8 protein-coding genes and 1 pseudogene are annotated in these 12,516 nt (G+C 53.0%); 2 read left to right on the top strand and 7 right to left on the bottom strand.

Annotated features, from left to right (window positions below; genetic code table 11):
• The first annotated feature begins 16 nt into the window (after positions 1-16).
• A complete protein-coding gene (locus tag O1V66_RS00765) occupies positions 17-457 on the top strand; it encodes a GNAT family N-acetyltransferase (protein ID WP_045049283.1) in 441 nt (146 codons plus the stop codon).
• A gap of 85 nt (positions 458-542) precedes the next feature.
• Here O1V66_RS00765 and otnC read toward each other — a convergent pair whose 3' ends face one another.
• The 5 genes from otnC to guaB form a co-directional block, all read right to left on the bottom strand.
• Positions 543-1,181 (bottom strand): 3-oxo-tetronate 4-phosphate decarboxylase, encoded by a 639-nt coding sequence (gene otnC, locus O1V66_RS00760; protein WP_045049284.1) that lies wholly within the window; start codon positions 1,179-1,181, stop codon positions 543-545.
• Positions 1,182-1,205: 24 nt separating this feature from the next.
• Positions 1,206-1,973 (bottom strand): DeoR/GlpR family DNA-binding transcription regulator, encoded by a 768-nt coding sequence (locus O1V66_RS00755; protein WP_045049285.1) that lies wholly within the window; start codon positions 1,971-1,973, stop codon positions 1,206-1,208.
• A 56-nt stretch (positions 1,974-2,029) separates the two neighbouring features.
• Positions 2,030-2,728 (bottom strand): molybdate ABC transporter substrate-binding protein, encoded by a 699-nt coding sequence (locus O1V66_RS00750; protein ID WP_045049286.1) that lies wholly within the window; start codon positions 2,726-2,728, stop codon positions 2,030-2,032.
• A 384-nt stretch (positions 2,729-3,112) separates the two neighbouring features.
• The gene (gene guaA / locus O1V66_RS00745) at positions 3,113-4,690 is read right to left on the bottom strand and encodes a glutamine-hydrolyzing GMP synthase (RefSeq protein WP_045049287.1); all 1,578 of its coding nucleotides are present in this window, start codon (positions 4,688-4,690) and stop codon (positions 3,113-3,115) included.
• Positions 4,691-4,830: 140 nt separating this feature from the next.
• Complete coding sequence (gene guaB, locus O1V66_RS00740) at positions 4,831-6,297, bottom strand: IMP dehydrogenase (protein WP_045049288.1); 1,467 nt, start codon at positions 6,295-6,297, stop codon at positions 4,831-4,833.
• A 182-nt stretch (positions 6,298-6,479) separates the two neighbouring features.
• On the opposite strand from guaB, the gene xseA reads away from it, so the two are divergent.
• Positions 6,480-7,856 carry an exodeoxyribonuclease VII large subunit gene (gene xseA / locus O1V66_RS00735; protein WP_045049289.1) on the top strand — a complete coding sequence of 459 codons (1,377 nt, stop codon included), beginning with the start codon at positions 6,480-6,482 and terminating at the stop codon, positions 7,854-7,856.
• A 98-nt stretch (positions 7,857-7,954) separates the two neighbouring features.
• Here xseA and katE read toward each other — a convergent pair.
• Both katE and der read right to left on the bottom strand, forming a co-directional pair.
• Positions 7,955-10,214, bottom strand: a pseudogene (gene katE, locus O1V66_RS00730) (catalase HPII).
• A 247-nt stretch (positions 10,215-10,461) separates the two neighbouring features.
• Positions 10,462-11,943: a ribosome biogenesis GTPase Der gene (gene der, locus O1V66_RS00725; RefSeq protein WP_045049291.1), complete on the bottom strand. Its 1,482-nt coding sequence runs from the start codon at positions 11,941-11,943 to the stop codon at positions 10,462-10,464.
• Positions 11,944-12,516 lie beyond the last annotated feature (573 nt).

Genomic DNA, 12,516 nt, shown 5'->3' with positions numbered 1-12,516 from the left:
TTGCAAGGAGCCCATTTTGCCTATTCAGATCCGCCCCTATCAGGAAGCCGACCGCCCTTTTCTGCGCACCTTGTATCTGGCGTCGCGAAAGGTAGCCTGGACCTGGTTGGACAGTAGCGACTGGAAACTGGAAGATTTTGATCGGGCCGTCATTGGCGAGAAAGTGATTGTTGCCGAACGTGATGGCAAGATCCTCGGATTTGCGTCCATCGAACTGCACGAAAACTTTTTGCATAACCTTTTTATCGACCCTGAGTATCAGGGCCAGGGCGTCGGCAGTCATCTGATTGGTGTGGTCGAGCAAAACTTCACCCGTACGGGTGCGCTTAAGTGCCTGGTGAAAAACGAAAAATCCATCGCCTTTTATTTGAATCGCGGCTGGGAAATCATCGCGTCGGGGGAGAGTCCTAAAGGCGAGTATTACCTGTTTCACTTTAAAGTGGCGCGAAAAAGATAGCCTGAAATCCACTTTCAGGCTTCGCTTGTCGGGCGGTTACTCTGAAACTTTCCTGATAAAACTCTGAGTTTACAAAAGTGAGGCGTTACCAGCGAGCGCCGAATACCTCAGCGAGTTCATTTAAACTCTGTTCGGAAAGTGCCGCCGGTTTTTCGCTTGTCATTCCCCATAAACGCGCGGTTTCTTCCAACTCTTCAAGCGCAAAGCTGGCTTTCGAGACAGAGCTTTCCCATACCACCGGCCCCAGTCTTTCAAGCATCACACCGCGCACGCGATTTGCCAGCGCAGCCACCTGTTCAGCCACTTCCGGCGCCCCCGGACGGCAGTAGTTTATAAACGGGATCTTGCCGACCTTCATCACCTGATAGGGAGTAATGGGCGGCAAAATGCTTTCCTGACGCCAGACACCGGCCAATGTCAGCGCGACCAGAGCGGTAGAATGAGTGTGCAGCACCGCGCCGACGCCCGAATTGTTATCATAAACCTGGCGATGTAGCAGTAGCGTCTTCGACGGTTTATCCCCCGACAGCCATTCACCGCTGCGGCTCACCTTGGCGATGGCCGCCGGATCCAGTCGGCCCAGACATGCATCGGTTGGGGTGATTAACCAGCCATCGTCAAGACGTGCGCTGATATTTCCGGCGCTGCCGACCACATATCCGCGCGTAAACAGGCTGGCACCCGTTTCGCAGATCTCCTCACGAATTTTGCTTTCTGCTGACATGACGGCTCCTGTGAAAATAATAGATTAAACATCAACGATATGCAGCTTGACGCCCTGCTGTTGAATGCCAATTGCCGCTGCTTCGGGCAACAGTGAATCGGTAATAATTTCCTGAATGTCGGCTATCGGAAAAACTTTATATTTGCCGTATTTGCCATACTTGCTGCTGTCACTGACGAGAACAGTGCGCCTTGCAACACCCAGAACGGCTTGTTTTACAATCGCTTTGCCTTCATAGGGTGTAGAAACGCCGTAACGGAGATCCCACGAACTGCTGCTGACAAAGGCCACATCTATATTTAAAGATTTCAAGAAAGAGGCGGCACAGATACCGACAGTGGAATAGTTGCGTTTATCGACCTCGCCACCGATATGGAACAGATTAATGGCGGGCTTATCCATGAAAAACTGCGAGATTGAAAAGTCATTGGTGATAATCGTTAAATGAAAACGGTCGGCCAGACAGCGGGCAATCTCGAAGGTTGTAGTACCGGCATCAAGATAGACTACCTGCCCATCTTCGACACAGCTCGCGGCATAGCGTCCTAAATCCCTCTTGCGACGATGATGGAGCCGCGCCTTGTCGGTGTAGGCCAACTCCTGACGAAGCGCCTCGCTAAGCTTTACTCCGCCGCTGACGCGGGTAATTTTGCCCTCTTTTTCAAGCTCTTCGACGTCGCGGCGGATAGTCATATGCGACACGCTCATCAACTGGGCGAGATCGTTTATTGCCGCTATCTGCTTTTCATGCACGTAGCGAAAAATATAATTACGCCGTTCAGTGGGCAACATAGGCTTCTCGCTGCAAAATATCAGATAAAAATCAGTTTTAAATGGTCAACGTATTGTTAATAAAGAGGTTCCAACCCCTGCTCTTTATAGGCTTTCGCGGCTTCAGGTGACTGTAAATGCTGGAGGAACTGCTGGGCAAGCTGAGGATTTTTGGCCTCTTTAAAACGCGCCGCCGAGAAAGAGGTCGCTTTCTGCACGGCATCCGGCAGTGCACCGATAATCTCGATACCCGGTACTACCATTAACTCACTGATTTGCTGGATAGCCAGACTCGCCTCGCCCGTAACGAGCTTTTCGGCGGTAAAACCTTCCGGAATCGTCGTGGCTTTGGCATTGATTTCCTCGGCTATGCCCAGTTTTTCAATCAACGTTTTGAAATAGATACCGCTGGCACCGCCCAACGAATAGGCCACGGAACGTGCGTTGAGAAGTGTGGCGATAAACGCCTCTTTATCACGGATATCAGGGTGTGCTTCACCGGCTTTAACCGCTAACCCGATTCGTGACTCTACAAGTTCGACACGAGTTTCGGCCTCGACGATTCCTGCGGCAATAAGCTCATCCATTGCAGAAACGGTGACTACCGCAACATCGCTACGCTCGCCTGCGCGGAGGTTATCCATAATAACGGTGGTCGGATTCCATTTAATATCAACACTATGTCCCTGCTTCTCCCAGGCAGGCAGAATCTCCGCGTCAAACGGCGAACGAACCACTAATGCGCACACTGCTTCCACTTTCGTTGAATTACTCATTATCGTTGATCTCGTAAGTCAGATGATTGCTGCATCCACCCTTTCAGGCGCGTAAGTATCCCTATGAAGATACGTCACATTATATTTAACGTAAATTCACAAAAATAGAAGAGATGTCACAGTTCAGGCGTTTGCGATTCATGGCAATTTTTCTTATTTTATTAATTTAATCATTAAGTTATTTAATTTAATTTTATTAACCCCTTTTCACACAACCTTGTGAACTCTCTTTTAATATCACTATTTTTCACATCGGCGCAGTAATGTGGTGCCTATCTCGCTGACAATGCCGGGGCAGTTTTTTGCAGCACACATAAAAAAAGCCCCCGCTTTCGCGGAGGGCCTAGAGTTATTGGCAAGCTCATTCGTTAATCGATAACGAAATCATTCCCACTCGATAGTCGCAGGCGGTTTGCCCGAGATGTCGTAGACCACGCGGGAAATGCCGTCGACTTCGTTGATGATGCGGTTTGAGCAACGGCCAAGGAAATCGTAGGGCAGGTGCGCCCAGTGTGCCGTCATAAAGTCGATGGTTTCAACCGCGCGCAGGGAAACAACCCAGTCGTATTTGCGGCCATCGCCCATAACGCCGACGGAACGCACCGGCAGGAAGACGGTGAATGCCTGGCTGACTTTGTGGTACAGGTCGGCTTTATGCAATTCTTCGATGAAGATGGCATCGGCGCGACGCAGCAGGTCACAATACTCTTTCTTCACTTCGCCCAGAACACGCACGCCCAGACCCGGACCCGGGAACGGGTGACGGTAAAGCATGTCGTACGGCAGACCCAGTTCCAGACCGATCTTGCGCACTTCATCTTTGAACAGCTCTTTCAACGGCTCGACCAGACCCAGTTTCATCTCTTTCGGCAGGCCGCCCACGTTGTGGTGAGACTTGATGACGTGTGCCTTACCGGTTGCGGAGGCCGCAGACTCGATAACGTCTGGATAGATGGTGCCCTGCGCCAGCCATTTCACGGCGTCTTGCTTGCAGGCTTCTTCATCGAAGACTTCAACAAAGACGCGGCCGATGATTTTGCGTTTGGCTTCGGGATCGCTCTCGCCAGCCAGTGCCGACAGGAAACGGTCTTCGGCAGCAACGTGAACGATGTTCAGACCGAAACGGTCGCCGAACATTTCAAGAACCTGATCCGCTTCGTGCAGACGCAGCAGGCCGTTGTCGACGAACACGCAGGTCAGACGATCGCCGATGGCGCGGTGCAGCAACATGGCGGTGACGGAGGAGTCAACGCCGCCGGACAGGCCGAGGATCACGTGGTCATCGCCAATCTGCACTTTCAGACGTTCAATGGCGTCTTCGATGATTTTAGCCGGTGTCCACAGCGCTTCACATTCACAGATGTCGATAACGAAACGCTCGAGCATGCGCAGGCCCTGACGGGTATGCGTAACTTCCGGGTGGAACTGCACGCCATAGAAGCGTTTTTCTTCGTTGGCCATGATGGCAAACGGACAGTTGTCGGTGCTGGCAACGGTCACGAAGTCGGCAGGAATGGCGGTGACTTTATCGCCATGGCTCATCCACACGTCAAGCAGCGGTTTATTGTTGGCGCTCAGCGCGTCTTCAATGCCGCGAACCAGTGCGCTGTTGGTCTGCACTTCAACCTGTGCATAGCCAAATTCGCGCTCGGTCGAGCCTTCTACGTGGCCACCCAACTGCATTGCCATCGTCTGCATGCCGTAGCACACGCCCAGAACCGGAACACCGGCTTCAAACACGTAGTCTGGAGCGCGTGGGCTGTCGAGTTCAGTGGTGCTTTCCGGGCCGCCTGACAGGATGATGCCGTTCGGGTTGAATTCACGGATTTGGGCTTCAGTCACATCCCATGCCCAGAGTTCGCAATACACACCGAGTTCACGAACGCGGCGAGCAACCAGCTGGGTGTACTGGGAACCGAAATCAAGGATAAGAATGCGATGCTTATGAATATTTTCACTCATGCGGGTGATTTTCCAGAGCGTTAAAGTTTTAAAGAAAATAACTAAGAAACTGATTAACCCGGCCGAAACCGGGTTCAAACACCGGCTCATTCAAGACGTTGGCAAGCATTGCGAAAGAAAGCGTGCCAACGCCAATATTATTATGAGCCCATGCGGTAGTTAGGTGACTCTTTGGTGATAGTCACGTCATGCACATGACTTTCCTGGATACCGGCACCGCTGATGCGAACAAATTCAGCCTTGGTACGAAGGTCGAGGATAGTAGCACAGCCGGTCAGACCCATACAGGAGCGCAGACCGCCCATTTGCTGATGCACGATTTCTTTCAGGCGGCCTTTGTAGGCAACGCGGCCTTCGATACCTTCCGGTACCAGTTTGTCGGCGGCGTTATCGCTCTGGAAGTAACGGTCGGAAGACCCTTTGGACATCGCGCCAAGGGAACCCATACCACGGTAAGACTTGAATGCACGACCTTGATACAGTTCGATTTCGCCCGGAGACTCTTCGGTTCCAGCCAGCATGCCGCCGACCATCACGCAGCTTGCGCCCGCAGCGATGGCTTTGGCGATGTCGCCGGAGAAACGAATACCGCCATCGGCGATGACCGGAATACCGGTGCCTTCAAGCGCTTCGACGGCATCGGAAACCGCCGTAATCTGTGGAACACCTACGCCGGTAACCATACGGGTAGTACAGATTGAACCCGGGCCGATACCCACTTTCACTGCGCTTACGCCTGCATCTGCCAGCGCTTTTGCGCCTTCGCCGGTGGCAACGTTGCCGCCGATGATTTGCAGATCAGGGTATTTCTGGCGAGTTGCACGAATACGGCCGAGAACGCCTTCGGAATGGCCGTGAGAGGAATCTATCAGCAGCACGTCAACACCGGCCGCAACCAGCGCATCGATACGCTCTTCGTTGCCCGCACCTGCGCCAACCGCAGCGCCGACACGCAGGCTGCCGTTTTCATCTTTACAGGCGTTAGGTTTACGTTCCGCTTTCTGGAAGTCTTTAACGGTAATCATACCAATCAGGTGGAACTGGCTGTCGACAACCAGCGCCTTCTCAACGCGTTTTTCGTGCATTTTCTGCAGAACGACTTCACGCGCTTCGCCTTCTTTAACGGTAACCAGACGCTCTTTCGGGGTCATAACCGCAGTAACAGGCTGCTCCAGATCGGTTACGAAGCGCACGTCACGACCGGTAATGATACCGACCAGTTCGTTGGCTTCCGTCACAACAGGATAACCGGCAAAACCGTTGATTTCAGTGAGTTCCTTCACCTGACGCAGGGTCGTGGAAGGTGTCACGGTTTTAGGATCGGCAACAACGCCGCTTTCATGTTTTTTCACGCGGCGGACTTCTTCAGCCTGACGCTCGATGGACATGTTTTTATGAATGAAACCCATCCCGCCTTCCTGAGCCAGAGCAATGGCCAGGTTTGCTTCGGTAACCGTGTCCATGGCTGCAGAGAGCATAGGAATGTTCAGACGGATTTTAGCGGTCAGCTGCGTGCCAAGATCGGCAGTATTAGGCAGAACTGTGGAGTGAGCTGGTACGAGGAGGACGTCGTCAAACGTTAGAGCTTCTTTCTTTAAACGTAGCATGGGCAATATCTCACCAAGATGGTATGCGGAGAAAAGATAAAATATTGCAGCGAGAGTATACAGGCACTTAATCGTTTGCTCTAGTACTATTTCACAATTTTAATAAAAACTTCTTGATTACCTCGTATCTGCCTGTAGTATCGATTGATTAAGTCTCTGTTTTCGAATTCGATCCGGGTCACATGCCACTACCTTCTTCGCCACCCATTTTTACCGTGAGCCGCCTTAACCAGACGGTCCGTGAGTTGCTGGAAAACGAGATGGGTCAGGTTTGGCTCTCCGGTGAAATCTCCAACTTCTCGCAACCCTCTTCCGGTCACTGGTACTTCACACTTAAAGACGCGCGCTCGCAGGTCAAATGCGCGATGTTTCGCAACAGCAATCGACGCACGACCTTCCGTCCGCAAAATGGTCAGCAGGTGCTGGTGCGAGCCTCCGTTACCCTGTACGAGCCGCGCGGCGACTACCAGCTTATTGCCGAAAGCATGCAGCCTGCGGGCGACGGTCTGTTGCAGCAGCAGTTTGAGATGCTCAAGCAGATGCTGTCGGCAGAAGGGCTGTTTGATGCCGAACACAAGCAGGCCCTGCCCTCGCCCGCCAAATGCGTGGGCGTGATAACGTCTGCGAGCGGTGCGGCGTTGCACGATATCCTGCAGGTACTCAAGCGCCGTGATCCTTCTCTGCCCGTCATCATCTACCCCACCGCCGTGCAAGGCGTCGATGCGCCGCTGCAAATCGTGCGCGCCATTACGCTTGCCAATCAGCGTCAGGAGTGTGACGTGCTCATCGTCGGGCGCGGAGGCGGTTCGCTGGAAGACCTGTCGAGTTTCAATGACGAACGGGTGGCGCGCGCGATTTTCGCCAGCCGCCTGCCTGTTGTCAGCGCCGTAGGGCATGAAACCGACGTGACCATCGCCGATTTTGTGGCTGACCTGCGCGCGCCTACGCCTTCGGCGGCAGCTGAACTGATCAGTCGCAATCAGCTTGAATTGCTGCGACAGATTCAGTCACAGCAGCAGCGTCTGGAAATGGCGATGGACTATTATCTGGCGCAGATGGCGCAGCGTTTTACCCGTCTGAATCATCGCCTTCAGCAACAGCATCCGCATTTGCGGCTTGCCCGCCAGCAAACGGCGTTGTTCAAGCTGCGAAGCCGCCTCGATGACGCAATGCAAAATCATCTGCGCCGCCTGTTGCGCCGCACCCAGAATCTGCAACAACGCCTGAGTCAGCATCAACCGCAGCGCCGCGTCCATCTGATGCAGCAGCGGGTGCAGAAGCTCCAGTATCGTCTACAACAGGCGATGTCCAGCCAGTTAGGCGAGCAACGTCGGCGTTTCGGAACGGCCTGCACCCAGCTTGAGGCGGTCAGTCCGCTGGCAACGCTTGCGCGCGGTTATAGTGTTACGACAACGCCAAAAGGTGAGTTGCTGAAAAATACCGCGCAGATAAGCCGCGGTGAAACGCTAAGAACGCGACTTTCCGATGGCTGGGTCGAAAGCGAAGTGGTTCAGGTAACGCCGCTGGAAGCGAAAGCCAAAAGCCGACGCAAAGCCTGACAGCTGACTCCTGAACGAGAAAATGCGCCCTGTGATTAACAGCGCGCATTTTTTTATCCGCCTAAAAGCGCCCGACTTGTCGTCAGGCGTTTTTTACGTTATGCCGGCACTTCCTGTGCAGCCGCTTCACGCGACCAGACGCGGTGCTTTTTCAAGGCTTCCACAAAGTTGTCGGTCAACAGATTGGCATCGTCATCGACCAGCACACCCTCATCCGGTTGAGGCAACGGCAGAGACTGGTAGAGTTCCAATGCATCGCCCTGCAAACCGATAGCTTTCAGATGCTTGAACGCCTGCAACAGATAGTTTTTGGCATTGCCGTTTTTCTTCAGAGCCGCAATGCTGTCCGCACCGGTTGGCACGATAACGGCATCGACGGTAACGGACGGATTGCCTTCGATGGTCCCGTCAACGGCGATTTCACCGCCCTGCAACGTATTAACCTTGCCAAGATGCGGCGCGAAGATTTTGGTATGCACGCCCAGGGCATTCAGCTCGGTCACAATCTTGTCGACCGAATCGCCACACACGCCATCGGCCACGAGAATCGCGACCTGACGTGATTTCACGGGGTGAATTTTGTTGGCGTACAGGCTCAGCGCTTCGTCGCTGTCCAGACCACTAACGGCATCCGGGATCGGGTGCGAAAGCTGCTCCTGCGTCAGCTCGATACCCAGATTTTTCGCGACCTGACTCGCCAGGCTGTGATCGATATAGGTCAGTTGATCGACGGCGCGTTCACGTATCCACGGACGCACGACTTTCCCCAGCTCAAAACTGAATGCGCCGACAATGTGCGCCTGCTCGGTTTCCGTCTGGCTCAACCAGAATAGTCGTGGATGCGAATAATAATCGGCAAAGGTTTCACTGCGACGACGGATTTTTTCACCGCTCACCGCCTGAGGTTGGGTCGCAAATCCGCCATTTGCCGCAGCCGGTGGCGTCTCGCGCGGCCAGTTGTTGTTCAGCGAATTCGGCTCGTAGTTTGGCGCACCTGAAATGCCCATGCGATGCATGCCGTCACGCTGATGATTATGGAACGGACATACCGGTTTATTAATCGGAATTTCATGGAAGTTCGGCCCGCCGAGACGACTGATCTGGGTATCGAGATACGAGAACCAGACGCCCTTGCAGCAGGGGATCATCAGAGAAATCGAGGCCCGGCACGATATTGCCCGGACAGAATGCAACCTGTTCCGTTTCACTGAAATAGTTGTCCGGATTGCGATCCAGCACCATTTTGCCGACGATTTGAACCGGTACCAGCGATTCAGGAATCAATTTGGTGGCGTCGAGAATATCGAAATCGAACTTCTCTTCGTCTTCTTCAGGAATGATCTGCAAGCCCAGTTCGTATTCCGGATAATCACCGGCTTCGATGGATTCCCACAGCTCGCGACGGTGGAAGTCAGGGTCACGGCCGGTCAGTACCTGCGCTTCATCCCAAATCAGAGATGCCGCGCCACAGGTCGGTTTCCAGTGGAAACGCACGAAGTGGCTCTTGCCTTCGGCATTGATCATCTTGTAGCTGTGAATGCCGAACCCTTCCATCATGCGGTAGCTGCGCGGAATGCCGCGGTCGGACATCGCCCACATGACATTGTGCAAGGTTTCAGGCTGCAGAGACACATAATCCCAGAAGGTGTCATGCGCACTCTGCCCCTGTGGAATTTCATTGTGCGGTTCGGGTTTAACGGCGTGCACGAAATCCGGGAATTTAATGGCATCCTGAATAAAGAAGATCGGCGTATTGTTGCCAACGAGGTCGAAATTACCTTCCTGCGTATAGAATTTGGTGGCAAATCCGCGAATATCCCTTACCGAATCCGCCGAACCGCGCGAGCCTTGGACGGTGGAGAAACGCACGAATACCGGTGTCTTGAGCGAAGGATCGACGAGGAAACCGGCTTTTGTCAGCATCTCGATGGATTGATAAACCTGGAAATAACCGTGTGCCGCTGCGCCACGCGCGTGAACCACCCTCTCGGGGATACGCTCATGGTCGAAATGGGTTATCTTTTCACGCAGCATGAAGTCTTCAAGCAGCGTAGAGCCGCGAACCGCCTGCCTTCAACGAGTTCTGGTTATCCGAAATGCGGATCCCCTGATCGGTGCGCAGCGCCTGATTTTCGGGATAATCGCGATAGGGCTCGAGCTGTTCCAGCTTGTCATTGGTGACAGAGGGATTTTTTCTGAACCGGGTGCGGTGGGTTCGGCACCTGGCGGGCTGATGCTGTTTTGAGGTTTGAGTGGTGCGCCTGGCGGTGAGGTATCGTCCAAGTGCGGCTTCACAGAATCTGTCTTATGTTCTGAAACGTTCTTCTTGCCCTGTACGTTTTCATTATTGTCTGACATTCACGACACTCCTCAAATGGAACATAAAAATCGGGTAACCCAAAAATTATAGTCCCTATAACCTGTATTGGTAATTTAGTGCGCTCAAGTGAAGAAGAATTAAACAATAAGCCGCGATCTGGCGCGATTTTGCGAAAAAAAGCAAAAAAAACTGTATCCCACACTTTTCAACCGAGGTCGACAAGGCGAGATACAGCTTTTATCACATCATCACCAAGAGGATTGAGCTCGGCGATGATGACAGAAATTATTTCTTTTTCAGGTGCGACATCAAACGTTTACGTTTACGCATCTGGTTTGGCGTCAGCAGGTTGCGTTTTCCTTCAAACGGGTTTTCACCCTCTTTGAACTGAATACGGATTGGCGTACCCATAATCTCCAGTGAACGACGGAAGTAGTTCATCAAGTAACGCTTATAGGAATCGGCCAGATCTTTAACCTGATTACCGTGAATAACCACGATAGGCGGGTTGTAACCGCCCGCATGCGCATATTTCAGCTTCACGCGGCGACCATTAACCAGCGGTGGCTGGTGATCGTCAGCTGCCATCTGCATGATACGCGTCAGCAGTGAGGTGCCTACACGTTTAGTCGCACAGTTATAGGCTTCGTTCACGGATTCAAACAGATTGCCCACACCGCTGCCATGAAGCGCGGAGATGAAGTGAATACGGGCAAAGTCGATGAAACCAAGACGCAGGTCGAGGGTATCTTTCACGGCATCGCGCTGTTCCTGAGACATGCCGTCCCATTTGTTCACCACGATCACCAGCGAGCGACCGCTGTTGAGGATGAAGCCCAGCAGTGACAGGTCCTGATCCGAAATACCTTCGCGTGCATCGATAACCAGCATCACGACGTTGGCATCTTCGATGGCCTGCAACGTTTTGATTACCGAGAATTTCTCGACGGTTTCGGTGACTTTTCCGCGCTTGCGCACACCGGCGGTATCGATAAGCACATATTCGCGCTCGTCGCGTACCATCGGGATATAGATGCTGTCGCGGGTGGTGCCCGGCATGTCATAGACGACGACGCGGTCTTCACCCAGAATGCGGTTGGTTAACGTTGATTTACCCACGTTGGGACGTCCGACGATAGCCAGCTTGATAGGCAAGGTGGTCGGGTCGAAGTCGTCTTCGACATCTTCCGGGATAGCATCGTTTTCACCAAGCTGCTCTGCCCAATAGGCCGCATTGGCCTCTTCTTCGGTCAGCTCGACTTCTTCGGGCTTTTCACCGACGAAAGGCACCAGCACGTGCTCGATAAGCTGAGTTACGCCACGGCCGTGGGAAGCCGCGATCGCGTAGACTTCGCCCAGACCCAGCGAGTAGAAATCGGCGGTTGCGCTGTCGGCATCAAGACCGTCGGTTTTGTTGGCGACCAGGAACGTCGCTTTTTGACGGCTGCGCAAGTGCTGGGCGATACCCTGATCGGCAGGCATCACGCCTGCACGGGCATCGACCATGAACAGCACGATATCGGCTTCTTCGATAGCCAGCAGCGATTGCCCCGCCATGCGGGTTTCAACGCCGTCTTCGGTACCGTCGATACCCCCGGTATCAACGATGATGAATTCGTTACCCTCGATCTCGGCACGACCATACTTGCGGTCACGCGTTAGCCCGGGGAAATCCGCCACCAACGCATCACGCGTCTTGGTCAAACGGTTAAATAAGGTGGATTTACCCACATTCGGGCGCCCAACTAGCGCGACGACAGGTATCATTTTTGGAGCCTCATTTTTTTACAGCCAACAAATTGTGCATAGCCCGAAGGCGGGGACAACCAATCGCTATAATGCAAATCATTAAAATTCAATTTCTTACAACAAAAAGAATAACCATTTTTGCTGATTTTAGAATACGAAACGGCCCCTGAGCAATTCAGGAGCCGTTTAATGGCGAAACTATTATACCCTTGATAGGGATTTAAACCCAAAGTAATTGAAACTTGTAGCGCGGCGGCAAGTGAGCGAATCCCCGGGAGCTTACTCAAGTAAGTGACCGGGGTGAACTCGTGAAGCCAACAAAGCTACAGCGTCAAACACATCAGATGAAATCCAGGTCATTGGCGTGGTAGCGCGGCAGCAAGTGAGCGAATCCCCGGGAGCTTACTCAAGTAAGTGACCGGGGTGAATTCATGAAGCCAACAAAGCTACCGCGTCAAACACATCAGATAAAATCCAGGTCATTGGCGTGGTAGCGCGGCGGCAAGTGAGCGAATCCCCGGGAGCTTACTCAAGTAAGTGACCGGGGTGAACTCATGAAGCCAACAAAGCTACCGCGTCAAGGACGCCAGA

Origin of the sequence: Rouxiella chamberiensis (genome assembly GCF_026967475.1) — a bacterium.
Lineage (GTDB): Bacteria > Pseudomonadota > Gammaproteobacteria > Enterobacterales > Enterobacteriaceae > Rouxiella > Rouxiella chamberiensis.
This window is presented reverse-complemented; position numbering and strand designations above follow the sequence as displayed.